Raw genomic sequence first — 24,095 nt, forward strand, 5'->3', positions numbered from 1 at the left:
ACCACGCCCACGACCAGCGGAGTGCGCATGACGACGGACAGCCCGATGACGGACGAGGCGGTGCGGGAGACCGGGGTGGAGGTGAAGCCGGTCGCCGGACACATCGGCGCCGAGATCAGCGGGGTCGACCTGGCCGCGGACCTGGACGACACCGTGGTCGCCGCGATCAGGGCGGCGGTGCTGCGGTGGAAGGTGGTGTTCTTCCGGGGGCAGCGGCTGGACCACGCCGGGCACGTGGCGTTCGCGCGGCGGTTCGGTGAGACGGTGGTGCTGCCGCGGCGCGGCAAGGCCTCACCCGCGGACTTCCCCGAGATCGAGACGACCGCCGACCGGCTGGAACTGGGCGGTCGGTTCGGCATGGAGCACGACGAGTGGCTGCGGCGCCGCCGCCACACCCTGCTGCGCGGCTGGCACTGCGACCACGGCGCCCGCGTCGACCCGCCCGCCGCGACGATCCTGCGCGCCGAGACCGTGCCGCCCTACGGCGGCGACACCAGCTGGTCGAACCTCGCGGCGGCGTACGCCGGGCTCTCCGCGCCGCTGCGGCAGTTCGCCGACGGGCTGCGGGCCGAGCACCGGCTCGGCGTCGGCTACCAGCCCCGGCCCGGCGACGACGCCTACGTCCGCCACCTGCTGGACCGCCAGGTCGCCTCGCTGCACCCCCTGGTGCGCGTGCACCCGGAGACGGGCGAGCGGATCCTCTACGTCAACGGCTACTACGTCGAGCAGATCGCCGGCCTCTCCCGGCCCGAGAGCGCCGCCGTCTTGGAGATGCTGCTGGAGCAGGCGGTCCGGCCCGAGTACACGGTCCGGTTCCGCTGGGAGCCGGGCAGCGTGGCGTTCTGGGACAACCGCGCCACGATGCACCTGGCTCCCGGCGACACAGGACACCTCGACCACCCGCGGATCATGCACCGGGTGATGCTCGCCGGGGACGTGCCCGTCGGGGTGGACGGCAGGGCGTCGGAGCCGATCACCGGGACCGCACCCGGCCGCTGGTGACACGAAGGCGATCCGCGAGTCGCGATGAGTTTCGCGGTGTCCCGTGGTCGTACTGTCGAACCCCTTGCCGAGGAGGACACCCATGCGCAGCGTGACCTATTCGATGAGCGTCTCACTGGACGGCTACATCGTCGGGCCGGACGGCGGCATCGACTGGACGGTGCCCGACGCGGACGTCTTCCGCTTCTGGATCGACGAGATCCGGGACGTCGGCGTCCATCTGATGGGACGACGGCTGTACGAGACGATGCTGTACTGGGAGACCGCCGACCAGAATGCATCGCTCGACGACGCGGAGCTCGAGTGGGCCGCGCTCTGGAAGCCGCTCCCGAAGGTGGTGTTCTCCACCACGCTGTCGGCGGTACAGGGCCATGCCCGCCTGGCCTCCGGCGGCCTGGCGGAGGAGATCGAGCGGCTGCGAGCCGAGCCGGGGGAGGGCGAGATCGCGATCGGCGGCGCGACTCTCGCCGCCGAGGCGGCCGCGTCGGGTCTGATCGACGAGTACCGGGCCATGGTCTACCCGGTGCTGCTCGGCGGTGGCATTCCGTTCTTTCCTCGAGCCGAGCGCCGGGTGGATCTCGAACTTGTCGAGACCCGCACCTTCAGCTCGCGAGTCGTCTACCTCCGCCACCGGGTGGCGCGCCAGGTGCAGTGACGCGCTGGGTTGTTGACGCGGGTGACGGGTGCTGGGACGCGGCCCGCCCGTCGGCCCGCCGTGACCAGGATGGCCAACGGCTTCTCACCCTGCTCGCGGGCCAGGTGCCCGCGAGGCTGTTCCCTCTGGGCCTGGCCGTCCCCGCGTGCCCCCGGTGCACCTGGTCCCGGCGCGGTCCCTTCGCCCCGGCTCCGGCGCTCTGCCGATGCCCGGCCGAGGCGGGCAGGCGGCCGGCGACGGTGTCCGCGCGGACGGCGGTTTGCCCGTGGTTGATCCGCACTCGCGTTCTGCAGGTGACGGCCAGGACCTAACCGATCCGGCGGGACTCCAGCAGGGCACGCAGGCCCGGGTCGTGATCGTATGGCTCGTCTGCGGTCACCCGGGAGGCGATGCTCCCGGCGTCCTGTGCCTGCGCGATCATCTGCCCGGCCAGGGTGGGCTTGGTCGGGAACCCCACTCGGTCGGGGATCCCGGCTCGGGAGCGGCGCTCGGTGTCCTGGCCAGGAGTGTTCGGGCAGGCAGAGCCGGCGGTCCATCAGTGCCGGTCCTCTGTTGGAGGCGAAGGCGAGGAACACACCGACCTGGGTGTTCTCGATCCGGCCGGCGGTGCCGCGTGGCATCGGAAACTCATCGGTCATATCCGTTCGCGTCTGCTCAGCAAGGCCAGCGCCACCAAGAGAACGCACCCTGCGGCTTCGACGGCGAGGGTCGGCTTGACCAGGTTCGCGTCGAGAGCCTCCCGAAATCCGAAGAGACCGGAGGTGAGGCTGACGATCAGGGCCACCAGTGAGCCGGCCGCGAAGAGCGTTCCCAGCGTCGCGAGGACGGCCAGGAGGCGGGTGGGCGTGATCAGCAGCGACAACGCGAGCAGCCCGGCCCCGATCGCGTTGAACAGGAACAGCATGCCGATCGTGTCCAGATATCGGTAGCCGTCGTACCAGAGGTGGAGGTGGATCGCGCCCATGGCCACGGCCGTTCCCGCCGTGGCCAGCCGGAGGGCGATGAGCGCGCCGGTGCGCTCAGTAGCCATGGCCGTTGCTCGTGTGGGTGTCGCTGCCCGTTGAGGCGGTTCCGCCCACGGTGAGCTCGGTCTTCATGCCCAGGTCCTTGTGGCCGTCGACAGGGCAGTAGACCTCGTACTTGCCGTCCTTCAGTGAGACGGTGAGATGCGAGGACTCTCCGGGTGCCAGCGTCCGCGTCTTCTGTTCCGTTCCGGAGCCCTCGATCTCCATGGCGTGGTCGTGATGACCGTCGTTCTTGACGACGAAGGTGTGGGTACCCGCCTGCACCGTCCTCTCGGACAGCTCCATCTTGAAGTCGACCAGCTTCACGTCCACCTGGGTGGTTTCCGGCTTGCCACTCTGTTCCGGGGCTGACGTTGTCGAGCCACCACCGTTGCCGTTTCCGCCTCCGCACGCCACGAGGATGCCCGCCAGTGCTCCAGCGGCCAGCCCGGGCCCGACGTTCCTGCGCACGAGCGTCATGAGCGTCGTCGCCATGTCTCGGCCCTCCATGAGAAAACATTCCTGTCCAGAGGTACGGACGGACCGCGCCAGGGGATTTCCGGCAAGCGGGTATCAGCGGGAGAATGGGGCGGTGATCCCGCGTGGAACCGGGGGAATCCGTTCGGCGAGGTTCGCCGTATCCACTGGTATGCGGAGATCGGGCCCACCACTCGGACAGCTCTCGGACGAGGCGCTGCTGGCGGGAATGGCGACCGGCGCCCCGGAGATCGCTCTGGCGTTCGTCCGCCGGTTCCAGCGCATGGTCTTCGGTATCGCCATCGCTGTCGTCGACGACCCCCAGCTCGCCGAGGACATCGCCCAGCAGACCTTCGAAAGGGCTTGGCGTCATGCGCAGGTCTACGACTCCCGGCGCGGATCGGTGAAGACCTGGCTGGGGACCATCACGCACAACCTGGCGATCGACGCCGTCCGCGCGCGCAACGCGACCCCGGTCTCCCCCGAGGACCTCGACGCTCTGCTCGGCATCATGACCCGGACGCCCGAACAGTGGGCACTGGCCGACGAGGCGGCATCCCGCATACGGGCCGCGGTGGCGGGCCTACCGCGCCAGCAGGCGCGTGCCGTGGTCATGGCCGGAATTTACGGGATGACCGCACGGCAGATCTCCGAGTTCGAAGGGATCCCCCTGGGCACGGCGAAGACACGGATCAGGACGGCGATGGGGAAACTGCGGAAGGTTCTGGGACCCGAGCGAGCCGATCATGACTGACAGGCACTGCGAGTGGCTGAGGGCCGTCGCCGACGAGCTGGCGCTGGGTATCCTCCCCGGTCAGGAGCGCGCCGAGGCCATCGCCCATCTGGACCGCTGTCCTGCCTGCCGGGAGCAGGTCGAGCAGCTGACCCTCGTCGGCGACGGACTGCTCTCTCTCCTCCCGGGCAGCGAGCCACCCGCCGGCTTCGAGACACGGGTGACGGACGGGCTGGGCCTGAACCGGCCGCCACGACGGCGGCGACCACGGGCCGGCGTGGCGGTCGCCGCCGCGATCGCCCTCGGGTTCGGCTTCGGTGGCTGGGCCGTCGGCACGGCCATCGAGGGAGCTTCGGCTCCCTCCTCATGGAGTTCGGAGACCCCCGGCTCGGAGCACGGCCTGCTCGCAGCGTCTCTGGAGGCCCCCGACCACCGCCCGGTGGGCCGGATCTTCACCTATACCGGATCTCCGGGCTGGGTCTACATGTCGGTCCACCTCGGCCGGGACGGGTCCGGATCCGACTTCCCGACCCGAGACCAGTCCGAGGCCGCAGGCCCGCGCGACGTGTACCCGGAGGCCGGAAAGGTCAGCTGCCGACTGGACCGTACGGACGGCACGTCGGTCCACATCGGGGAGTTCTCCTTGGACGACGCCGGCCAGGGTTACTGGGGAGCCCCCACGCATGTCGACCCGGACACGGTGTCCGGTGCCCGGCTGTTGGCCGCGGACGGCTCTGTCCTGGCCACGGCCCACTTCGACGCACGGCAGAACCAGTGACCGCGCATCACCCCCATGCCCCTCCGGTTCGGTCAGCGGCGCCAGACGTGGCGTCCGGATCCCGTCTGCTCGGCGGCGCCTGGTCCGCAGGCTCGCCGCGTTGCCGAATCGCCCACGTGGCTCCTCCCTCACGCTCGGACGACCTCGCGCGGGGGCCCTCATCGAGGGCGGCTCCGGCGCCTTGCGAGCGCACGCACCGGACACCGCCGGGCCCGCCCTTCGGGTGGACGACGGGAATGGCGGTTCAGGACGGGCGCACAGTGACCGGAGATGCTTCACCGCCCTGCTGGAGGTCCTGATCGCGGCGTGAACTCCACGACCACCCGTGCTCACCACGACGCCGCCGGGGGTGATCGTCGGCAAGGACGGTAAGCGCCGACCCGCGTTGCAGTGATGCGGCACGAGATCACGAAGTCACACTGGAGTACCCGCTCGCCGGCCCAGAGCCGGGCCGAGCCTCGTTGCCATGTCGGTGAGGATCTGGACGTAGTCCTCGTGCTCGAAGGTGAACGGCAGCGCGAACGCGACCTCGTCCACCTCCCGGAACGCCGCGTGCGCGTGCAGCCGTTCGGCGATCTCCTCCGACGTGCCCACCAGGTCCGGCGCGAACAGCAGCCGCGCCGGGCCCTGCGGCGCGGCCGTACGGGGCGTGCGCTCGGCCGCGTACTTCTCGTAGCGGGCGCGCTGCCCGGGCGAGGCGGAGTCCGTGGGGATGACGACGAGACCCTGTGAGACGCGGGCGGCCTCGCCGTCGGGGTGCGCGGCGCGGAACGCCCGGATGTGGGAGAGCTGGATCTCCGCGAAGTCGTGGGGCCCGTCGGGGCCTTCGGCCTTGACGACGCTGCTGGTGAGCAGGTTCATGCCGTGCTCGCCGGCCCACCGGGCGGACCGGAGGCTGCCGCCGCCGTACCACAGGCGGCGGCCCAGGCCGGGAGAGTGGGGCTGCACCCGGTCGGAGAAGGTCTCGAACCCTTCCGTCCCGCTGAAGTCCGTCACCGGCTCGCCCCGCACGGCGTCCAGCAGCCGCTCCACCCGCCCGTAGCCGAAGTCCTCGGCGTCGGCCGTGTCCGGGTAGAGCGCACCCTTGACCTGGTCGAAGTGCATCGGCGGGCCCACGCTGACGCCCGGATTGAGCCGGCCCCCGGACAGCAGGTCGACGGTGGCCAGGTCCTCGGCGAGGCGCAGCGGGTTCTCCCAGCCGAGCGGGATGACCGCCGTGCCGAGTTCGATCCGGCGGGTCCGCTGCGAGGCCGCGGACAGGACGGCGACGGGGGAGGAGATGCCGTACTGGAGATGACGGTGGCGCACCCACGCGCTGTCGAAGCCGAGCCGCTCGCCCAGTTCGATGATCTCCAGCGTGGACTCGTGGCCGCGCCGCGGATCCGCCTCGTCGAACAGCCCGATGGTCAGGAAGCCCAGCTTGCGCAGCGGTCGTGGGGTCGGTGACACGAGCCCTCCATCGTTGAACGTTCAATGGCCTACGGCTGTGTCAACCCGGCCGCGGCCCGTACTGTTCCCGCCGCACCGGTTCCCGCGGGTCAGCGCAGTGGGATCGTCACCTCGTCCTCGACCGGCGGGGCGAGTTCCTGGGCGCGGTTGCCGGTGGCCGCGAAGCAGCGCAGCCGGACCGACTCCGGGGAGACGTCCAGGCGCAGGAAGCACTTGAAGAACGGCGGGCTGTACGTCGCCGAGCCCGGCGAGAACAGCGATGTGTAGATCTTGCGCACCGGCAGCCGGAACCGCCTGGCCCGGTCGGGCCGGCGGCCGGTGCCGAGCAGCCCGGCGACCAGCCGGACGCGCCGGGTGACGCGAGTGGCCGCGCCCGGGACGCGGGTCGGCGGGATGCCCAGGCGCTCGGCGATCACGGCCGTCGCCTCCGCCTCGGTGAGCGTGAAGAAGCGGGGCATGCGCAGCCTGCGGCCGTAGAGCCGGCTGTAGAAGGCGAGGGAGTCGCCGCGCAGCGGATAGCAGCGGAACTCCCGCTCGGTCACGTTCGCGACGTTGACGCGGGGGATGGTGTGGGTGGCGTGCATGAACGCCCCGCCGCCGCCCGCGACCACGTACTGGATGGTGCGTCCGTCGTCCAGCCGGACCGGGTAGCGCTGGTAGTTGTGGATGTCGCCGCCTATCGCCGCCACGTAGTGGTGCTCCGGGTCGCGGACGATGTCGTCGACGGTGCCGCCCCCTTCGATGGCGCACGGCTCGCGCCTGCCGTCCACGTACAGGGGCGACCCGGTGACCAGGATCTTCGGGCGGGGCCCCTGGGAGACCTCGCGCAGCCAGGCGCCCTGCTCGGCGTCGAGGGTGCCCAGCAGGCCCGTGTCGATGCCGATGATCCGCACCCCTCCGGCGTCGATCGCCCAGTACGGGCCCGGCTGGACGGCCTGCTGGGCGGGTGCCGGGCGCAACTTCCGGGCCTCGGCGAGGTCGTGACCGTCGTCCGGTCGCGGCCGGTGCCACAGCAGGGACCGCAGCCAGGCCCGGGTCAGCCGGCGCGGCCGGGGCTCGGGCGGCAGCGGCGGGGCGTCGTCGCAGAAGACGCGCATGAAGCCGCCGAGGTCCTCGTACCAGTCGTGGTTGCCGGGTATCGCGTAGATCGGCGCCTGGTAGTCCTGGTACGGGCGGAAGAACTTGGTGCCGTAGTCGTCCGCGCTGCCCACCGGGTAGATCACGTCACTGGCCAGTACGGCGAAGCTGGTGTCCTGACCGGTCTTCACAAGGCCCGGCACGACGGCGTACTGGGGGTCGTCGCCCTCGCCGGTGTCGCCGATGACCAGGAACGAGAAGCGGTCCGGGTCGTCGCGCCGGATCACCTTGTCCGCCGGTGCGCCGGCGGCCGCGCGCTGTGCCACCCACCGGCCGCGGGTGCGGCCGGTCGGATCCCCGAACCAGGAGGCCAGCACGCCGTTGCGGGCGGCCCACAGCATTCTCGGGTCCAGCCAGGAGATCTTCTCGACCTGCTGCGGCATCAACTGCCGGTACGCGCCGCGTTCGGCGGTGCCCCAGCCGGCGCCCTCGGCAGTGTGGCGTGAGGAGTCAGACACCGCTGCACGGTAACAATGATCTTCGAGCCGTCCGCAGGCGGGTCGTTCAGCGGTGGGAGGGCGAGTCCGTGTCGTGCCGCGAAGTGCGCGGCGCGGGAACGGCGCCGGCGACCCGGACGTCGGCGGAGCGGCCCGCGTGCGGGGCGGGCTTCCGGTTCCCGGCCCGCTCGCCGTGGACCAGCAGCGGGTCGAACATGATCACGACCCCGGCCAGCAGCAGGAAGACGACCGGTCCCAGCAGCATCGGCAGCAGCAGCGACAGGGCCGAATCGCCCTCCCACGTCCCGCCGGTCGTGTCGTGCACTTGGATGCTGACGGCGGCCATGCCGGTGTAGTGCATCCCGGACACCGCCACGCCCATCACCAGGCTCGCCCCGAGGCTCGTCACCAGGCCGCGGACCGTGACGGCCGACCACAGCGCGGCGGTCGCGGCGGCGATGGCGATCAGCACGGACAGCACGACGCCGACCGGGTCGTAGCCGATGTCGCCGTGCAGCCGCATCGCGGCCATGCCCAGGTAGTGCATGGCCGCCACCCCCAGTCCGGTGACGACACCCGCGACCGCCAGGGGGCCCCGGCCCGGGCCGCGGTAGCCGACGATGAACACGCCGATGCCCACAACGGCGACGGCCACGACGAGACTGAGCACCGTCGTGGCCGCGTCATAACGGACCCGGGTCTCCTCCACGTGGAAGCCGGTCATGGCGATGAAGTGCATCGTCCAGATCCCGCACCCGATGGAGGCGGCGCCTAACGCCAGCCAACCCGGCTTCCAGGACCGCGTGTTCAGCAGCGAGCGCACGATGCACCGCAGCCCCAGCGCCCCTCCCAGACAGGCCATCAGATACGCCGCCACCGGGGTCACCGCACCGTAGCGGAACCCGTCGACCGTGCCCTCCATGAGCCCAACTCCCCCCGAGTCCTGCCTGATGTTCCGCAAGGTCTACGCGCAGGGATCGTGGTAAAGCAAGCCCTTACCGTCGGTAGGACGGCAAGTCCTGTCGGCCAGGGGTCGATTGAGGTCAGAATGTGCGCTTCAGCAGGTCGAGCAGAGCCGCCCAGTGCCGCTCGTCGGCCTCCTTGTGGTACGACGCGGTGTCGGACTGCGTGAAACCGTGCGGCGCGCCCGTGTACACCTCGCACCGGTGGCGGACGCCCGCCGCGGTCAGGGCCTCCTCCAGGCGCTCGATCTGCTCCCGGGGCAGCGAGGGGTCCTGGTCGGCGTGGCCGAAGTACAGCTCGGCGGTGACCTTGCCGGCCACCAGGTGCGGGCTGTCCGGTGTGTCCGTCGCCAGCCGCCCGCCGTGGAAGCCGGCCGCGGCCGCGACCCGCTCCGGGTAGGTCCCGGCCGTGAGCAGCGACAGGCGCGCCCCCATGCAGTAACCGGTCAGCGCGACCGGACCGTCGGCCACCGCGGGCGACTCGGCCAGCCGGCGCAGATAGGCACCGGCGTCCCGCATCGCCAGCTCGGGCGTCAGGGCCTGCATGACCGGCATGATGCGCTCGAAGACCTCCGGCCGCGCCCCCGGGTCGATGAACTCGGGCAGCTCGAACAGCGGGGCGCGGCCGTGCCGGTAGAACACGTTGGGCACCAGCACCGTGTAGCCCTCGCCGGCCAGCCGGTCGGCCATCGACCGCAGCCGCGGACGCAGTCCGAAGGCGTCCATGTAGAGCAGGACCCCCGGGTGGGCGGCCCCGTCGGCGGGATGTGCCAGATACGCGTCGGCGGTGCCGTCCTCGGTGGGGATGTCGACAGCGGTTCCCTGTACGGCGGTCATGACTGGGCTGCCTCTCTGCGGTGTCGGCCAGGAACCCGTCCGCGTGAGCCGGGCGGATCACGGGCATCGTGACACGCCGCTTCCCGGGGCATTTCGCCCACCCCCCGCACACGGCACGGCTGTGAACGCCCCGTGGCACGCCCTTTACTCGAACCGCGACGTGTCGCCCGCGCCGTGCCGCACGATCTCGGCCTCCCCGCCGGAGAAGTCGATCACCGTCGTCGGCTCGGTGCCGCAGTCACCGGAGTCGACCACCCCGTCCAGCACGTGGTCGAGCAGGTCCTTGATCTCCCAGCCCTGCGTCATCGGCTCCTCCTCGCCGGGCAGCAGCAGGGTGCTGGACAGCAGCGGCTCACCGAGCTCGGCGAGCAGGGCCTGGGTGACGACATGGTCGGGGATCCGCACGCCGACCGTCTTCTTCTTGGGGTGCTGCAGCATGCGCGGCACCTCCTTCGTCGCGGGCAGGATGAACGTGTAGCTGCCGGGCGTCGACGCCTTGATCGCGCGGAACACGTCGTTGTCGATCCGCACGAACTGCCCGAGCTGCGCGAAGTCCTGGCACACGAGAGTGAAGTGGTGCCGGTCGTCCAGCTTGCGGATCGTACGGATCCGCTCGATGCCGTCACGGCTGCCCAGGCGGCAGCCCAGTGCGTAACAGGAGTCCGTGGGGTAGGCGACAAGAGCGTCCGCACGGATGCTGTCGGCGATCTGGCCGATGGTGCGGGGCTGGGGGTTGTCGGGGTGCACGTCGTAGTACTTCGCCATCCGTCGAGCTTATGCCGCCCGCGCGGTGCGGTGGCGCAGGGCGGGGTGCCGGCCTGCGGGCGGGCGCCGGGCGGGTCCGCCCGGGATGCCCGGGACGAGAGCGCGGGACGTGTGGGGTAACGTCCCCGACCGGTGCGCCGGAGACGGCGCGGGCAACGAGGGGAAGGCCGAGGTGGCTGGCCGAGAGGACGGGAACCGGCAGCAGCGGACACCGGCCGGGCCGGGCCCGGCGTGGGCGGAGGAACTGCTCGACCACCTGCGCCCGGCGGGGCGCGACGTGCGCCGGGTCGTGGGCTGGCTCGCCGGCGCCGTGCGCGGATCCGTGGCCCTTCAGGACGCCGCCGGCAACCTCATCGCCGGAACCCGGCTCCCGCTGGACGAGGGCCTCGTCACGGACATCACCGCCGGCCGGATCGCCTCCGCCGCCTGGGAGAGCCAGGAGCGCCACCAGCGCCTGGTCAGGGTGGAACACCCGTCCCACACCTGCGTCCTGGCCGTCTCCCGCGAGACCCCCTTCGACCGTCGGGCCGCCGACGTCGTCACCCACACCGCCCAGGTGATCGAGCTCCTGCTGACCGCGCGCGAGTCGACCGCGGCCGGGCACCGGCTCCGACGGGCCACCTCCGACCTGCGCCTGGCCATCCTGCAACTGCTGATGGTCGAGGACACCATCGCCGCCCGCCGCGTCGCCGCCGGGCTCTGGCCCGGACTGCTCGACGCCGACACGGCGTGCGTGTACGTCGTCGAGTCCGACGCCGCCGTACGCGACCGCATCGCCGAGGAGTGCCTGGACAGCACCGGCGAGGACGCCCTGGTCGTGCGCTGTCCGGCCATGGACGGTCATGTGATCGTCGTCAGCCCCCACGACACCGCCGGCGAGACCCTGCGGTCCCTGGTCGGCCGGCACCCGGACATCTTCCTCGGCGGCAGCGTCCGGCAGAGCCTCGCCCGGACCGCCACCGCGTACGGACAGGCCGTCAGCGCCCTCGCCGTGGCCCACTTCCGGCCCGACAAGACGGCGGTCTACGCCGAGCGCACCCGTCCCGAGCGCCTCATGGACCCGCAGGCGCTGCGCGGCTGGACGGCCCGGGTGCTGCGCCCGCTCGACACCCTGCCGCACCACACCCGCGCCGAACTCCTCGCCACCACCCGCCTCGGCCTGGAGTTCACCGCCGTCAACGCCGCCAAGGTCCTCGGCGTCAGCCGCAACACCGTCCGCGCCCGCATGGAACGCGTCGAGACCCTGCTCGGCACCGACTTCGCCGATCTCGCGGTCCGGGCCGTCGTCCACCTGGCGCTCAACACCCAGATCGGCCTGCCCGACGCCCAGTACCCCGACGACACCGGGAACTCCACGCTCCGGCTCTCCGACCTGCTGACCGGTCCCGCCGTACGCACCTGGGCCCAGGGCCTGCTCGGCCGGCTGGACGCGGACGCCAGGAACCCGCGCCGGACGCTGCGCGCCTGGATCACCGCCGGCGGCAACGCCGAACGGGCCGCGCAGGCGCTGGGCATGCACCCGCAGACCGTGCGCGAACACGTCCGCAGCGCCGAACCCGTCCTGGAACGCCAACTCCTCGCCGCGGGCACCGACCTGTACGAGGTCGTGCTGGCCCACCTGGCCGTCGGTGACCTCGATCTGCCGGCTTTCCGCCGCCACGACTGACCGGCTGTGCCGCATGGGCAACCGGTTGGCCAGGTCCCGGCGGGACGAAACCGGGCCATCCGGACTCCGCTGTGCACGGGTGAGCCCTGTTGAGCGCGCAACGGGCATCGGCGCGATTCACAAGGCCTCGGCCGGCGACGTAGGTTCGACGAACCGCGGGGGCTCGACCGGAACGGGGGACCGGTCGCGCTCCCGCGCGCTGCCTGCGGGGCGGCAGCCCTCCTGTTGCCTCAGCGGCGCAGCCGCACGGGAATCTCCTGCCAGCCGATCGCGATGAAGGACGCCACCTGCCGCAGGCCCTCGTCACCGGCGGCCAGGCTCAGGCCGGGGAACCGGTCGAACAGCGCCGGCAGAGCGGTCAGCGCCTCCAGGCGGGCCAGCGGTGCCCCGATGCAGCGATGGACCCCGATCCCGAACGCCAGATGGTCGTCTGCGGCGCGCGTGGCGTCGAAGACGCCGGCGTCCGGCCCGTAGTGCTCGGGGTCGAGCCCCGCGGCGGCGTACGTCGTGAGGATGGCGTCTCCGGCCGGGATCGTGACGTCGCCGACGGTGAGGTCCGTGACGGTGAACCGGAGCGGCAGCGAGGCGATCGACGGGTGGGCGCGCAGCGTCTCGTCGACGACGGCGTTCCAGCCGATCTCCCCGGACCGTACGGCGGCGAGCTGCTCGGGGCGGCGCAGCAGGGCCACGACAGCGTTGCCGATGAGATTGACGGTGGTCTCGAAGCCGGCCCCGATGACCAGCAGCAGCGTGTACAGCAGCTCCTCGTCGCTGAGCCGGTCGCCGTCCTCGTCCCGGACCCGGATCAGCTCGGTGGTCAGGTCGTCACCGGGGTGCGCGGTCTTGTGCGCGATCAGCGCGGGCAGCACCGTGCCGATCTGCCGCTGGACGGACGCCGCGTGCTCCGGGCTCGGGTCGGTGGTGTCCATGAGGGCCGCGATCATCCGGGCGGTGTCCCCGTGTAACTCGTCGGGCACACCGAACAGTTCGCAGATGATCCGCATCGGCAGCGGTTGGGCGAGCCCCTCCTTGATGTCCACGACCTCGGCGCCGGCCGCGTCGAGCGCGTCCAGCAGCTCCGCGGTGATCGCCTCCACCCGGGGCCGCAGCGCCTCGGTGCGCCGGTGCGTGAAGCTGGGCGCCACCAGCTTGCGCAGCCGCGTGTGGTCCGCGCCGTAGGCGGTGAGCATGTTGACCACGCCCACCCAGCTCACGATCCAGCCCCAGGACGGGTGCTCGCCGATCTCGGGCCACAGCCGCCAGTGCAGCCGCGGGTCCTTGCTGACCCGCGGGTCGAGGATGAGCTGCTTCAGCGTGTCGTAGCGGGTGGGCGCCCAGGCGGGGATGCCGCCGGGCAGCTCCACGGGCACGATCGGGCCGAGGGCGCGCAGCCGGGCGTACTCGCCCGCGATGTCCGCGCCGAAGGGGTCGAGTGCGATGCGGTCGGTCACGGTCACGGTCGTCCTCCTGGCTGATCGGGGGAGCGGGGAGTGAAACGGACGGGCAGCGCCGTCAGCGAGCGGTGGAACGGGCCGGGCCGCCAGGTGAGACGTTCGCGGGGCAGCACGGGTTCCAGGTCGGGCAGCCACTGCGTGAGCCGTTCGATCGCCTCGGTGGCGATGAGCAGCGTGTGCTGCTTGACCGGGCAGGCGTGCGGGCCCGCCGACCAGGACAGGTGGGAGGCGTCGCCCGGGTGCCGGTCCGCGCCGCGCTCCTGCTCGGTGGCCTGCGCCAGCGCCCCGTACGAGATCACCACCGGCACCGCGGCCCTGATCCACACGCCGTGGAAGGTGACGGGCGTGCGGGCGTAGTGGATGCCGTAGTTGGCGAGCGGCGTCTCGTGGTGCAGCACCTCCAGCACCGCGTCCGTCACCGGGCGGGCGCCGCTGGTGAGCGTCGAGTAGTAGGCCGGGTTGCCGAGGATCCTGGACAGGGCGTTGGACACCAGGTTGGCCGTCGGCTCGTGTCCCGCGCCGAGCGTGAGGAACACCTGCCAGGTGACCTCCTCGGGGGTCAGCCCCGCCGGATGGTCCAGCAGCCAGCTCGGCAGGTCGTCGCCGCGCCGCTCGGTCTTGGCCGCGATCAGCTCCAGCACGTACCCGGCGTACTCCGCCTCGCCCTCCGCCGCCTGGGCGCCGCCCTCGATCAGCTTGCCCAGCGCGGCGTCGAGCCGGTCGCTCGCGCTGTCCGGCAGGCCGAACAGGCTGTTGAACACCAGCGCCATCAACGGCCGGGTGAACTCGCCGACCAGGTCGGCCTCGCCCCGCGGGCCGATCCTGCTCACCAGCAGATGCACCGCCCGGTGGACCCGGTCCCGCAGGTCGTGCGGCTCCACCAGGTCGAAGGCGTCGATCAGCGTGGTGCGGTAGCGGATGTGAGCGGCACCGTCGGCGAACAGGGTGTTGGGCCGCCAGCGCATCATCCCGAGCACGGGGGAGTCGTCGGGCACGGTCGCCTGCCACGGCCGGGGATCGTGCGAGAAGTTCCGCGCGTCGTGCAGCAGATCCAGCGCCGCCCGCCGGTCCGTGACGACGTACGCCGGCACACCGGGCGCGAGTTCCGCCCAGCCGACCGGGCCCTGGGCGCGCAGGGCGGCGTAGTACGGGCGGGGGTCGCGGGCGAAGCCGTCCTCCCACAAGCGGACGGGCGCCGCGCGGGAGAAGGCCTGCTCGGCAGGGGACGGGTGGGTCACCGGTACTCCGCGGGTCGGTGGTCGATCAGGTGCTGGACCAGGGCGAGCAGGGCGTCGATAGAGGAGTTCGCCTCCCGCGCGTCGCAGGTCACCATCGGGGTCGTCGGTTCCAGGTCCAGGGCGGCGCGCAACTGCTCGGGCGTGTGGTGCCGGGGCGCGTCCGGGAAGGTGTTGAAGGCGACGGTGTACGGCAGCCCGGTCTCCTCGACCAGCCCGAGCACGTCGAACGAGGCGTCGATCCGGCGGGCGTCGACCAGCACGAGCGCGCCGAGCGCACCATGGGCGATGTCGTCCCACAGCGACCGGAACCGTTCCTGGCCGGGCGTGCCGAACAGATACAGCACGATGCCGCCCGGCAGGCTGATCCGGCCGAAGTCGATGGCGACCGTGGTGGTCGACTTGTCCCGGACCCCGGCGAGATCGTCGACCTGCGCGGACGCCTCGGTGAGCTGCTCCTCGGTGTGCAGCGGGCGGATCTCCGAGACCGAGCCGATCAGGGTGGTCTTGCCCACCCCGAAGGGCCCCGTGACCAGGATCTTCACCAGGTCGCGGGCGGTGTCCGGGAGATGGATGCCGTCGCCGCCCGAGGCGGCGTCAACGGTGCTTGAGGTCGCGGAGGCCATCGGCCACTCTCTTCAGCAGGTCGGGGTCGAAGCGCCGGGCGGGCGGGATCGGCGCGCGGGCCAGCACCAGGTCACGGTCGACGAGGTCGGCGGCCAGCACCAGCACGGCGGAGACGGGCAGCCGCAGCAGGGCCGCTGCCTCCACCACCGTCAGCGACCCGTACTCCAGCTCCTCCAGCAGGGCCGCCTGCGCGGCGGGCAGATCGGCGGGAGCCGGCTCGCCGCTGCCGGTGAGGACCGACAGCCGCTCCAGATGGGAACGGCTGGGCCGGGCCACGCCGCCGGTCGACAGATACGCGGGAACCAGGGGACGGCCGCCTCGGCGGCCGGTCATGCCGGCGTGTCGCCGTCGGCACCTCGGGGCCCGGCGGCCATCGCCTTCTCACCCAGCCGCGCGACCTGCGAGTGCACCCGGTGCGCGAGCAGGTCCAGACGCACCTCGGGGTCGCCGTACGCGGCCACGCAGGTGCCGTGGTCCGTCGGCACGATGAGTACATAGCCGTGGTCCGACTCGATGACCACCTGCCGGATGTCGGCCCGGTCGGTGTCGGCGAACGCCGCCGCCGCGGTACGGCAGGCGCCCTGCACGGTGCTGGTGATGGCGGCGACCCGCTCGGCCGACGGCTGCGACAGCGCGTCGGTGTAGCCGGTCACGAGCCCGTCCCGGGTGAGCAGGACGGCGGCCAGGACGTGCGGCACCTCCAGAACCGGTTCGAGCACCCAGGCCGTGTCCCCCGTTGCGCGGCTGGTCATCGAGCCGTTCCCCCTTCGTGGTCGTTCCGGTCTCGGCCGGTGTCGTCGGGCCCGTCGGCCGTGGTCGCGGCCGGGGCACCCTCAGGTACGGCTGGAGGGGCGCCGTTGTTCGGCCGGGCGGCGAAACGTGCGGCCGCCGTGCCGGACTGGAGGGCGCCGAGGGCGGCGGCGGACTCCTCGGGACGCCGCGGGCGGCGCTGCGGTGCGGGTGCGGGCGTGCCGGCCGGGGTGCCCGGCAGGGGCGTGGCCCGGCTGCGGCGACGCCGCTGGGGGAGTCCGCCGTTGTCACGGGGGCCGTGGTGGCCCGGGGCCGGGGCGGAGTCCTGGTCGTCCTTGTCAGTGCCGTAGCCGTGATCGTCGGGTGAGGTGGGGGCGGACGGCTGCTCGGGCTTCCCGGAGGCGGGGGCTGGGGCCGGATCGGGTTCGCAGGCCGGGGCGGCAGGGGCGGGTACGCCCGGCTCGTCGCTGTGGGACGACGCGCCACCGGGGGACGAGGCGGCACCGCCCGCCGTGTCCCGCTCCGCCCTGCGCGTCGAACGCGGAGCGCTGGCCGCCGGGGGCAGTTCCTCGGGATCGATGCGGGTCAGCAGGTGGCTGTCGATCCGCAGCACCGCCCGCACACCGCCGTACGGGGACGGGGAGGACAGGTCCACGCTCAGATCGAACTGCCGGGTCAGCCGGCCGATGGCGGCGAGTCCCATGCGCGGCGGGTCGCCGAGCTCGGTGAGCAGGATCGGCTCGGAACCGGCCACCATCCGCTGGGCACGGGCCCGTTCGTCCTGCGTCATGCCCAGCCCGGCGTCGTCGACGGTGACGCAGACTCCGTGGTGGACCACCTCCAGGTTGACCACGACCTCGGTGTCGGGCGCGGAGTGCCGCAGCGCGTTGTCGAGGAGCTCGGCGACGATGATGGCGACCGGTTCGACGGCGTGGGACACCAGGGCCGTCCCGGCCTGAAGGTGGTTGTGGATCCGGACACGCTGGTAGCCCGCGAGCCGGGCCTGACCGCCCGTCACCGCGTCCACGAGGTGGGACTCCTCCCGGGCCAGCCCCACCCAGGCCCCGCACACCACCGCGGCGATCTGCGCGCGCCGCAGCGACTGCTCGTTCTCGTGGTCCAGCTCGAACAGCGTCTGCGTCAACTCGGGGTCGTCGTAGCGCTGTTGCAAACCGCGCAGAGCGTCCTGCAACCGGTACAGCGCCGCCTGGATCTCCCGCGTGGCCCCACGCATCCCGGCCTGCGCGGCGGCGTCGATCCGGGTGCGCTGCGCGGCGAGTTCGGTGTGCAGCCCCTTCAGTACCTGCTCCAGCGCGAGACCCAGGGGTGAACCGGAGAGCTGCGGACTGAGCGGGCCGGGCACCGCGACGTGCGGATGGGCCGCCTGCCGGGCCGCGGCGGGCACGCGCCGCGCCGCCAGGTGCTCGACCTCGGCCGTGAACGCCCGTGTGGTGCCATCGAGTTGTGCCCGCAGAGCGGCCGTCTTCGCGCGCTGTGCGGCCAGTTGCCGCCGTGAGCGCAGCAACCCGCCGCCGAGGGCGAACGCGGACAGTGTGCCGACGGCGAGACCGCCGACGACCAGGTCCGGTAATTCGATCATCGAGTCGAGTCCAGGGAGAGTCGGGCAGGGCGGAGTCCGAGGTGCTCTCACGAGCCACCCGCAGCACAGTACACACTGTCATCGACCGGTCTCGCACGGTGGAACGGCACTTCGTTCTGAAACTGACCAGCGTCTGTTCGCTTCTGTGGCAACTGTCGGTATTGCCGTACGGGTGAGGGGAGTTGGTGGTCCGTACGGGTCTGACCGTCAGGTCGGCCGCCCGTCCGGCGAGAACGTGACCGGAAGGTCACGGAACGTGATGCGTGCGGGCTGTGTGTCCGACCGGAGGACGGGTACCCGTCCGGCGCCTGAAGAGGTCCGCTCCGCAAGAAGGAGGTCCGAATGGCCAGCGAGACGGAGACCGGCGGCGTGACCGGTACGCAGGACAAGGACTACAACCTGATCTGGTACGTCGAGGCGTGCCTGAACAACGCCCTGCGTCTGGAGAGCTACATCCAGGACGCGGAGCGCGCCAAGGACACCGAGGTCGCGGATCTGTTCCGCAAGGCGCAGGCGGACAGCCGCAAGGGTGCCGAACTGGGCAAGAACCTCCTGCGCGCACGCCTCAACGGCGGCTGAGGCCCTACCGGGGCCACGAGGCCCGGACACCGCCGGTCGGCGGCGTCCGGGCCCTGTCATGTCCGGGAGGGTTCAGCCGGCGTAGACCTTGCCCTCCTTCACGACGTACTCGGCCGGGTCGGAGCAGCCGAGGGACGGCGTGCGCAGCAGGCTCACCGTCAGCGGCGCGGGCTCGGTGCTCGCGGCCGAGAACTCGCAGACGGCGCCCTTGCCGGTGAGCGGGTACCAGAACCAGCCGTCCACGTCACCCACGGTCACACGGTCCGACTCCTTCCAGGCGCCGTCGGACTGCGGGTACACCTGGAGGCGCACCGAGGCGGCGTACTCGTCCTGCGTCGAACGCAGCGCGGTGAGAGTGATCTTGTAGTCGGAGCCGAGGACGGACGAGGCGATCTGCCGGGTCTGCCGTGCGGCGGAGTCCGCGCTGTACGGGGTCAGAACCCGAAAATCCCGCTCACCCGTTCGGCGAGTTCGTCCTCCGACATCGTGAGGTCGACCGTGACGGTGGGCAGTTGGAGGCGTGCGGTCTCCTCGCGGAGGCGTTCCGTGAACAGGTGGTCCCGCACGGCGATGTTGCGGTTCGCCCGCTCCGGGTCACTGGTCCGCCCCGTGAACTTTCCGCCCGGCGCGGCCCGGCCCGTGAACGCGGCCTGCCGGAACTCCGGTGTGGGCAGGAGCCAGACGGCGTGCCCGGGCCCGGGGAGCAGGGGCTGCACGAGGTGCGGCAGCAGCCGGAAGCCCTCGACGACGACACAGGTGTCCGGCGGCATGCGCAGCAGGTCCTCGACGATCAGCCCGAAGCCCTCGCCGCGAAACCAGTGGAACGTCTCGAGCATGGTCTCCGGAGACCGGTTCACCCAGCGTTCGTCCATGTCCATGGCCATGAACTCGTGCAGCAGCGGCGCCTCGTCGGGTGTGGTCCGGCGGGCGTGATCCCCCATCACATCGTCCGTGGCGTAGAGACGCCAGCCGTGCCGAGCGGCGAGCCGGCGGGCGATCGTGGACTTGCCCGCGCCGCTTCCGCCCCCGATCCAGTAGACGTGCCGCATGCTTGCGCTCTCCCGTGATCGCGTTCTGATTGTCAGTGGTGGATGCCACGATGCCGACAGCTCACCATCCCATCCCCGGACGAGAAGGAGCTGATCGTGCGCAGACCGGTCGAGGGAGAGGCCCATGTGCACTACGGCCAGATCTACGTCGAGACCGATCCGGACTGCTTCGGGCCGGGCCTCGCGGAGGCGTTCGCCGGGCAGAGTGCGGGACTGTGCGGGGCGGCGACACCGGGCGCCCTGTGGCTGAACACCGGACTGCACACCGGCTCGGTGGGCTTCACGGTCGAGGTGCACGAGCAGGCGCCGCCGCTGGATCCGGCCTGGGAGGACGTGGTGGAGGTGTCCTTCCGCCCGGTGTCGGCGGACAGCGCGCTGGTGGAATGGGGAGGGGGAGACTCCTGGCAGCTCGATCTGGAGGAGACCGACTACCGGGTGCGGTACTGCGCCCAGGGCATGGACCAGGCGAGCGAGCGGGACACCCGGACGGACGGCGAGCCCCGACTCGACTGCTACCTCCTGCAGTTCTGGCCTGCCGCGCCCGAGCCGGATCGTGTTCTGAAGCAGACCTCGCAGGTCGCCGCATACTGGCACCGCTACGCCCGCGAACTGCCGCCGCCTCCCACCCCGGCCGAACGCGCCGAAGCCGAACGCCAGGCCCGCCTCGCCGAGGAAACGGCGGAGCGGGAACGCCGGCTCGCCTTCGAACGATGGGAATGGGGCGGGCAGCTGCCCAGCCAGGCCCTGCGTGACGTCGGCGGCAACGTCCGCGGCCTGCTGGAGTTCGACCCCGCCCTGGTCCACGCGATCGACGCGTCCGGCCCCGCCACCCAGCGGGCGGTGGCCCTGTTCGCGGCCCGCCGGGCGTGTGAAGCGGCCGGTCTCACCGCCCTCGACTGGGTCGCGGGCGCGCTGACGGCCCTGTCCGAAGGCCGTCCGCTGCCGCCGCCGTTCGACGACGACGCCCGCATGTGGGAGACCCTGGCCACCGACCCGGGGGTCCCGGACCGGACGGTAGGCAGGGCCGTCCCGCCCGAGCGGCCGCCCTTCCGCCCGCCCGCGTCCCCGGGCACGCCCGCGCCGCAACCCCTGGACGCCGCACAGGCCGCACAGACCGTGGTGGGCCCGGCGGCCGCCGTGGCGAACCTGCAGGCCTCCGACTCCGGCCCGTGCGCCGAGGTGACACCGCGGGCCTCCGGCTCCGGCCCGTACGCCATGGCGGTCACCTTCGGCTCACCGGACCCGTCCCTGCGGATGTCGCAGCCGCACATGGCCCTCCCCGCGGTGACCGGCGCCGCCGAACCCGACCCGCTCCGGGCGGCTCTCGACGCGGTGTACGCGGCCGTCGCCGCGTACGGCGAGAACCATCCGGCCCTCCTCGCGGAGGTCTGGTCCGTGGTGCGCGGGACGGCACGCGTGAGCGGTTCTTGACCGGGCCCCGGTTCACGCCCTGATCGTGCATCTCCAAGGGGGGCAGGCCCTGGAAACTGCCCGGGGCCGACCGGCGCTTCCCTCGGCACGTGACTGACCCCGCTCCACCGGGTACCCGGGCGTTCCGCCATGACCGGCCGGGCGGCCGCTCGCGGCGCCGACCCGGTCGGCCGCCGGCCATGAGCCGAAGGAGCCCACGCATATGACGGACGTATCCGGTACCGGTCCCGCTCCGGGCGACGACCGCGAGGTCCTCACCAACCGCCAGGGCCATCCGGTCTACGACAACCAGAACCAGCGCACCATCGGCGCCCGAGGCCCCGCCACGCTGGAGAACTACCAGTTCCTCGAGAAGATCAGCCACTTCGACCGGGAACGCATCCCCGAGCGCGTCGTGCACGCCCGCGGCGTCACCGCCTACGGCCACTTCGAGGCCTACGGCACCTGGGGCGACGAGCCGATCAGCCGCTACACCCGGGCCAAACTCTTCCAGGAACGCGGCAAGCGCACGGACGTGGCCGTCCGCTTCTCCACCGTCATCGGCGGACGCGACTCCTCCGAGGCCGCCCGCGACCCGCGTGGTTTCGCGGTGAAGTTCTACACGGAGGACGGCAACTGGGACCTGGTCGGCAACAACCTCGGCGTCTTCTTCATCCGTGACGCCATCAAGTTCCCGGACGTCATCCACGCCCTCAAACCGGACCCGGTGACCTTCGAGCAGCAGCCCCGCCGCATCTTCGACTTCATGTCGCAGACGCCCGAGGCGATGCACATGCTGGTCAACCTCTTCAGCCCGCGCGGCATCCCCGCGGGCTACCGCCATATGCAGGGCTTCGGCGTCAACACGTACAAGTGGGTCAACGCCGACGGCGACACCAAGCTGGTCAAGTACCACTGGATGCCCAAGCAGGGCGTGCGCAGCATGACCGAGGAGGACGCCGCCAACGTCCAGGCCGACTCCCTCGGCCACGCCACCAAGGACCTGTACGAGGCCGTCGCCCGCGGCGACCACCCGGAGTGGGAGCTGCTCGTCCAGATGATGGACGACCACGACCACCCCGAGCTCGACTTCGACCCGCTGGACGACACCAAGACCTGGCCCGAGCAGGACTTCCCGCCGAAGCCGGTGGGCCGGATGGTGCTCGACCGGATGCCGCAGGACTTCTTCGCCGAGAACGAGCAGATCTCCTTCGGCACCGGCGTCCTCGTCGACGGCCTGGACTTCTCCGACGACAAGATGCTCGTCGGCCGGACCTTCTCCTACAGCGACACCCAGCGCTACCGGGTCGGCCCGAACTATTTGCAACTGCCCGTCAACCAGGCCAAGAACGCGGACGTGCGCACCAACCAGCGCGACGGCCAGATGGCGTACCACGTGGACGGTGGCGGCGAGAACCCGCAGGTCAACTACGAGCCGTCGATCACCGGCGGCCTGCGCGAGGCCCGCTATCCGACCCACGACGAGCAGGGACCCGTGATCGAGGGGCGGCTCACCCGCAAGCGGATCCCCCGCACCAACGACTACCTGCAGGCCGGGCAGCGCTATCTGCTGCTGGAGGACTGGGAGCGGGACGACCTGGTGAAGAACTTCACCGACCTGCTGTCCCAGTGCGACCGGCCCGTGCAGGAGCGCATGGTCTGGCACTTCCTGCTGGTCGAGAACGACCTCGGTCTGCGCGTCGGCGAGGGGCTGGGCATCGGCCCGGAGGACGTCGCCGGTCTGGAGCCGCTGGCGAGCCAGGACCTCACGGACGAGGACCGCGAACGCCTGGCCAACCTGGGCAAGAACCCGCCGCGCGACGTCGAGGGCCTCACCATGACCCACTGCGTGCCGGACGAACGGCACGTCGTGACCCGCTGACCGGTCACCCCGCCAGGGCGCTGCGGGCCACCGCGAGGGCCTGTTCCGCGTAGCTCCGGCCGAACAGCACGGCGTGCACCAGCAGCGGGAACAGCTGGTGCACGCCGACGCGGTCCGCCCAGCCCTCGGCGAGCGGAGCCTCCTCCTGGTAGCCGTCGAGCACCTGGTCCAGATGCGGGCAGCCGAACAGACGCAGCATCGCCAGATCGGTCTCGCGGTGCCCGCCGTGCGCGGCCGGGTCGATCAGCCGGACGTCCCCGTCGGCCGCCCACAGCACGTTGCCGTTCCACAGGTCGCCGTGCAGCCGCGCGGGCGGCTCGGCGGGCCCCACCAGCTCCGGCAGCCGCTCGCACACCCGCTCCACGTCGGTCGCCTCGCCGGGGCGGACGGTGCCCTGGTCGACCGCGCGGCGCAGATACGGCAGCACGCGATGCTCGGCGTACCAGCCCGGCCAGGCCGTGCCGGGCTCGTTGCGCATCGGGGCGAGCCCGATGTACGCGTCCGCCGGCCCGTCCGGCGGCGGCGCGCCGAACGCGGGCGCCCCGGCGGCGTGCAGGGCGGCCAGGTCACGGCCGAAGCGGACCGCCGCTTCCCGGCTCGGCCGCCCCTGCGTCACCCGGTCGATGACCAGCCATTTCCCGTCGTGGCCGTGCACGGCCGGTACCCGCACCGTGCCGGCGCCGGCCAGCCAGCGCAGTCCGGCCGCCTCGGCTCGCGCCGCCCCGGGATCCTCGGCGCGCTTGACGATCACCACCCGCCCGTCGTCGAGCGTGACCTCGGCGAGGCCCCCGGACAGGGGGCGTTCCCCGGTGACCGCCCGCCCGGTGAGCCGGGCCACGACATCCGCAGGGGCGGTCATACGCGCTCCTCCCTCGGGTCCGAGCTTGATCGAACACCCAGAGTACGACCGCACCCGCAGGGGCCCGGAACTCAGCCTTCGGAGCCGCAATCGACGTCCAGCAACTGGATCGGGCGCGTCGCGTCGAGGTCGACGTACGCCCTGAAGTCGGCCTTGTCGGACCCGCCGTTCCAGTACGTGCTCACCGTCGCCCAGCCGACCCGTGCCGACTGGGCCGTCGTCACCGCACCGACGTCGATGGACACCGGGATGTTCTGCGCGCACAGCAGGACGTCGAACTTTGGGCTGGCCGCGACCTTCTCCTTCAGCTGCGGCGAGATGCCGTACTTGCGGGCGAAGTCCCCGGGCCCCTGCTCCCCGTAGAAGTCCTCCAGGAACATGTGGATCTCCTGGGCGGTGTACCGGTCGTCGGCGTCGACGGCGGACGCGGCAGCGGCCGGAACGGCCGCCGCGCCGATGCCCAGGGCGGCGACACAACCGACTGCGAACAGGCGCCGGCGGGTCGGGCGGGCAACGTTGCGGAACATTCTGGATACCCCCGTTGTGGTCTCTTCTCCGTGCTCCCCGCGCCGCGGCGGACCGTTCGCGCGGGAAGCCGATCGCAGGTGTAGACCTCTCGTTCCCGGCCGCCGTTGTGCCCCGCCCGGCGGCCGTTTCGATTCCGGGACATTCGCCACCCCCCGGTCACGCGGGACGGTGAAATCGCGCCGCCCGCCGACAGAACGGGCCACCGGCGGGGGACCAGTCG

Annotated in this window: 24 protein-coding genes and 2 pseudogenes; 8 read left to right on the plus strand and 18 right to left on the minus strand. The window is 72.0% G+C overall.

From position 1 onward, the window contains the following. Positions 1–27 precede the first annotated feature (27 nt). A complete protein-coding gene (locus QF034_RS40045; protein ID WP_307179552.1) occupies positions 28–1,002 on the plus strand; it encodes a TauD/TfdA dioxygenase family protein in 975 nt (324 codons plus the stop codon). Between the two features lie 82 nt (positions 1,003–1,084). Then, positions 1,085–1,657, plus strand: coding sequence for a dihydrofolate reductase family protein (locus QF034_RS40050; protein WP_307179553.1), 573 nt, complete (start codon positions 1,085–1,087; stop codon positions 1,655–1,657). A gap of 169 nt (positions 1,658–1,826) precedes the next feature. Here QF034_RS40050 and QF034_RS41765 read toward each other — a convergent pair. From QF034_RS41765 to QF034_RS40065, 3 genes and pseudogenes are all read right to left on the minus strand, one after another. After that, positions 1,827–2,268: pseudogene (locus tag QF034_RS41765) on the minus strand (transposase); the annotation flags it as partial. A 23-nt stretch (positions 2,269–2,291) separates the two neighbouring features. Beyond that, on the minus strand, positions 2,292–2,687 hold the full coding sequence (locus QF034_RS40060; protein WP_307179555.1) for a hypothetical protein: 396 nt from the start codon (positions 2,685–2,687) through the stop codon (positions 2,292–2,294). After that, the gene (locus QF034_RS40065; protein ID WP_307179556.1) at positions 2,677–3,156 is read right to left on the minus strand and encodes a cupredoxin domain-containing protein; all 480 of its coding nucleotides are present in this window, start codon (positions 3,154–3,156) and stop codon (positions 2,677–2,679) included. The genes QF034_RS40060 and QF034_RS40065 overlap by 11 nt, the downstream gene beginning before the upstream one ends. Positions 3,157–3,310: 154 nt before the next feature. Here QF034_RS40065 and QF034_RS40070 point away from each other — a divergent pair, with 154 nt between their 5' ends. Both QF034_RS40070 and QF034_RS40075 read left to right on the plus strand, forming a co-directional pair. Continuing rightward, on the plus strand, positions 3,311–3,892 hold the full coding sequence (locus QF034_RS40070; protein WP_307179557.1) for an RNA polymerase sigma factor: 582 nt from the start codon (positions 3,311–3,313) through the stop codon (positions 3,890–3,892). Next, on the plus strand, positions 3,885–4,649 hold the full coding sequence (locus QF034_RS40075) for a hypothetical protein (RefSeq protein ID WP_307179558.1): 765 nt from the start codon (positions 3,885–3,887) through the stop codon (positions 4,647–4,649). The genes QF034_RS40070 and QF034_RS40075 overlap by 8 nt, the downstream gene beginning before the upstream one ends. A gap of 414 nt (positions 4,650–5,063) precedes the next feature. On the opposite strand, the gene QF034_RS40080 is transcribed toward QF034_RS40075, so the two are convergent. The 5 genes from QF034_RS40080 to QF034_RS40100 form a co-directional block, all read right to left on the minus strand. Then, positions 5,064–6,098, minus strand: a complete 1,035-nt coding sequence (locus QF034_RS40080) for an LLM class flavin-dependent oxidoreductase (protein WP_307179559.1) — start codon at positions 6,096–6,098, stop codon at positions 5,064–5,066. An 89-nt stretch (positions 6,099–6,187) separates the two neighbouring features. After that, the gene (locus tag QF034_RS40085) at positions 6,188–7,693 is read right to left on the minus strand and encodes a metallophosphoesterase family protein (protein ID WP_307179560.1); all 1,506 of its coding nucleotides are present in this window, start codon (positions 7,691–7,693) and stop codon (positions 6,188–6,190) included. A 46-nt stretch (positions 7,694–7,739) separates the two neighbouring features. Next, a complete protein-coding gene (locus QF034_RS40090) occupies positions 7,740–8,594 on the minus strand; it encodes an MHYT domain-containing protein (RefSeq protein ID WP_307179561.1) in 855 nt (284 codons plus the stop codon). A gap of 121 nt (positions 8,595–8,715) precedes the next feature. Beyond that, positions 8,716–9,471, minus strand: a complete 756-nt coding sequence (locus tag QF034_RS40095) for a dienelactone hydrolase family protein (RefSeq protein ID WP_307179562.1) — start codon at positions 9,469–9,471, stop codon at positions 8,716–8,718. 144 nt (positions 9,472–9,615) lie between these two features. After that, positions 9,616–10,236, minus strand: coding sequence for an L-threonylcarbamoyladenylate synthase (locus tag QF034_RS40100; protein ID WP_243377919.1), 621 nt, complete (start codon positions 10,234–10,236; stop codon positions 9,616–9,618). Between the two features lie 172 nt (positions 10,237–10,408). On the opposite strand from QF034_RS40100, the gene QF034_RS40105 reads away from it, so the two are divergent. After that, positions 10,409–11,902, plus strand: coding sequence for a helix-turn-helix domain-containing protein (locus QF034_RS40105; RefSeq protein ID WP_307179563.1), 1,494 nt, complete (start codon positions 10,409–10,411; stop codon positions 11,900–11,902). Between the two features lie 230 nt (positions 11,903–12,132). On the opposite strand, the gene QF034_RS40110 is transcribed toward QF034_RS40105, so the two are convergent. The 6 genes from QF034_RS40110 to QF034_RS40135 are packed head-to-tail and all read right to left on the minus strand — an operon-like array spanning position 12,133 to position 17,568. Further along, positions 12,133–13,359, minus strand: coding sequence for a cytochrome P450 family protein (locus QF034_RS40110; RefSeq protein WP_307179564.1), 1,227 nt, complete (start codon positions 13,357–13,359; stop codon positions 12,133–12,135). Then, complete coding sequence (locus QF034_RS40115) at positions 13,356–14,594, minus strand: cytochrome P450 family protein (protein ID WP_307179565.1); 1,239 nt, start codon at positions 14,592–14,594, stop codon at positions 13,356–13,358. The genes QF034_RS40110 and QF034_RS40115 overlap by 4 nt, the downstream gene beginning before the upstream one ends. Then, positions 14,591–15,217, minus strand: a complete 627-nt coding sequence (locus QF034_RS40120) for a GTP-binding protein (RefSeq protein ID WP_307179566.1) — start codon at positions 15,215–15,217, stop codon at positions 14,591–14,593. The genes QF034_RS40115 and QF034_RS40120 overlap by 4 nt, the downstream gene beginning before the upstream one ends. Beyond that, positions 15,189–15,551 (minus strand): DUF742 domain-containing protein, encoded by a 363-nt coding sequence (locus tag QF034_RS40125; protein ID WP_307179567.1) that lies wholly within the window; start codon positions 15,549–15,551, stop codon positions 15,189–15,191. Before QF034_RS40125 ends, QF034_RS40120 begins: the two co-directional genes overlap by 29 nt. Next, positions 15,548–15,970: a roadblock/LC7 domain-containing protein gene (locus QF034_RS40130; protein ID WP_307179568.1), complete on the minus strand. Its 423-nt coding sequence runs from the start codon at positions 15,968–15,970 to the stop codon at positions 15,548–15,550. The genes QF034_RS40125 and QF034_RS40130 overlap by 4 nt, the downstream gene beginning before the upstream one ends. Next, on the minus strand, positions 15,967–17,568 hold the full coding sequence (locus tag QF034_RS40135; RefSeq protein WP_307179569.1) for an ATP-binding protein: 1,602 nt from the start codon (positions 17,566–17,568) through the stop codon (positions 15,967–15,969). Before QF034_RS40135 ends, QF034_RS40130 begins: the two co-directional genes overlap by 4 nt. 342 nt (positions 17,569–17,910) lie before the next feature. On the opposite strand from QF034_RS40135, the gene QF034_RS40140 reads away from it, so the two are divergent. Beyond that, complete coding sequence (locus tag QF034_RS40140) at positions 17,911–18,147, plus strand: hypothetical protein (RefSeq protein ID WP_150484855.1); 237 nt, start codon at positions 17,911–17,913, stop codon at positions 18,145–18,147. Positions 18,148–18,219: 72 nt separating this feature from the next. Here the strand turns inward: QF034_RS40140 and QF034_RS40145 are convergent. Next, a pseudogene (locus QF034_RS40145) lies at positions 18,220–18,573 on the minus strand (hypothetical protein); the annotation flags it as partial. Positions 18,574–18,581: 8 nt separating this feature from the next. Next, entirely contained in the window at positions 18,582–19,196 is a 615-nt protein-coding gene (locus QF034_RS40150; RefSeq protein ID WP_307179570.1) for a P-loop NTPase family protein, read from the minus strand. A gap of 96 nt (positions 19,197–19,292) precedes the next feature. Between QF034_RS40150 and QF034_RS40155 the strand changes: the two genes are divergently transcribed. Together QF034_RS40155 and QF034_RS40160 are read left to right on the plus strand one after the other, a co-directional pair. Then, on the plus strand, positions 19,293–20,627 hold the full coding sequence (locus QF034_RS40155) for a hypothetical protein (RefSeq protein WP_307179571.1): 1,335 nt from the start codon (positions 19,293–19,295) through the stop codon (positions 20,625–20,627). 202 nt (positions 20,628–20,829) lie between these two features. Continuing rightward, positions 20,830–22,488, plus strand: a complete 1,659-nt coding sequence (locus QF034_RS40160) for a catalase (protein WP_307179572.1) — start codon at positions 20,830–20,832, stop codon at positions 22,486–22,488. Between the two features lie 4 nt (positions 22,489–22,492). Here QF034_RS40160 and QF034_RS40165 read toward each other — a convergent pair whose 3' ends face one another. Further along, positions 22,493–23,347, minus strand: a complete 855-nt coding sequence (locus QF034_RS40165) for a fructosamine kinase family protein (RefSeq protein ID WP_307179573.1) — start codon at positions 23,345–23,347, stop codon at positions 22,493–22,495. A 71-nt stretch (positions 23,348–23,418) separates the two neighbouring features. Then, on the minus strand, positions 23,419–23,874 hold the full coding sequence (locus tag QF034_RS40170) for a hypothetical protein (protein WP_307179574.1): 456 nt from the start codon (positions 23,872–23,874) through the stop codon (positions 23,419–23,421). Positions 23,875–24,095 lie beyond the last annotated feature (221 nt).

Source organism: Streptomyces africanus (assembly GCF_030816955.1).
Lineage (GTDB): Bacteria > Actinomycetota > Actinomycetes > Streptomycetales > Streptomycetaceae > Streptomyces > Streptomyces africanus.

Bases quoted from the DNA above. Each gene is read 5' to 3' on its own strand.
- QF034_RS40045 (WP_307179552.1), top strand. From the start codon at position 28: ATGACGACGGACAGCCCGATGACGGACGAGGCGGTGCGGGAGACCGGG.
- QF034_RS40050 (WP_307179553.1), top strand. From the start codon at position 1,085: ATGCGCAGCGTGACCTATTCGATGAGCGTCTCACTGGACGGCTACATC.
- QF034_RS40060 (WP_307179555.1), bottom strand. From the start codon at position 2,687: ATGGCTACTGAGCGCACCGGCGCGCTCATCGCCCTCCGGCTGGCCACG.
- QF034_RS40065 (WP_307179556.1), bottom strand. From the start codon at position 3,156: ATGGCGACGACGCTCATGACGCTCGTGCGCAGGAACGTCGGGCCCGGG.
- QF034_RS40070 (WP_307179557.1), top strand. From the start codon at position 3,311: ATGCGGAGATCGGGCCCACCACTCGGACAGCTCTCGGACGAGGCGCTG.
- QF034_RS40075 (WP_307179558.1), top strand. From the start codon at position 3,885: ATGACTGACAGGCACTGCGAGTGGCTGAGGGCCGTCGCCGACGAGCTG.
- QF034_RS40090 (WP_307179561.1), bottom strand. From the start codon at position 8,594: ATGGAGGGCACGGTCGACGGGTTCCGCTACGGTGCGGTGACCCCGGTG.
- QF034_RS40095 (WP_307179562.1), bottom strand. From the start codon at position 9,471: ATGACCGCCGTACAGGGAACCGCTGTCGACATCCCCACCGAGGACGGC.
- QF034_RS40100 (WP_243377919.1), bottom strand. From the start codon at position 10,236: ATGGCGAAGTACTACGACGTGCACCCCGACAACCCCCAGCCCCGCACC.
- QF034_RS40120 (WP_307179566.1), bottom strand. From the start codon at position 15,217: ATGGCCTCCGCGACCTCAAGCACCGTTGACGCCGCCTCGGGCGGCGAC.
- QF034_RS40125 (WP_307179567.1), bottom strand. From the start codon at position 15,551: ATGACCGGCCGCCGAGGCGGCCGTCCCCTGGTTCCCGCGTATCTGTCG.
- QF034_RS40130 (WP_307179568.1), bottom strand. From the start codon at position 15,970: ATGACCAGCCGCGCAACGGGGGACACGGCCTGGGTGCTCGAACCGGTT.
- QF034_RS40135 (WP_307179569.1), bottom strand. From the start codon at position 17,568: ATGATCGAATTACCGGACCTGGTCGTCGGCGGTCTCGCCGTCGGCACA.
- QF034_RS40140 (WP_150484855.1), top strand. From the start codon at position 17,911: ATGGCCAGCGAGACGGAGACCGGCGGCGTGACCGGTACGCAGGACAAG.
- QF034_RS40150 (WP_307179570.1), bottom strand. From the start codon at position 19,196: ATGCGGCACGTCTACTGGATCGGGGGCGGAAGCGGCGCGGGCAAGTCC.
- QF034_RS40160 (WP_307179572.1), top strand. From the start codon at position 20,830: ATGACGGACGTATCCGGTACCGGTCCCGCTCCGGGCGACGACCGCGAG.
- QF034_RS40165 (WP_307179573.1), bottom strand. From the start codon at position 23,347: ATGACCGCCCCTGCGGATGTCGTGGCCCGGCTCACCGGGCGGGCGGTC.
- QF034_RS40170 (WP_307179574.1), bottom strand. From the start codon at position 23,874: ATGTTCCGCAACGTTGCCCGCCCGACCCGCCGGCGCCTGTTCGCAGTC.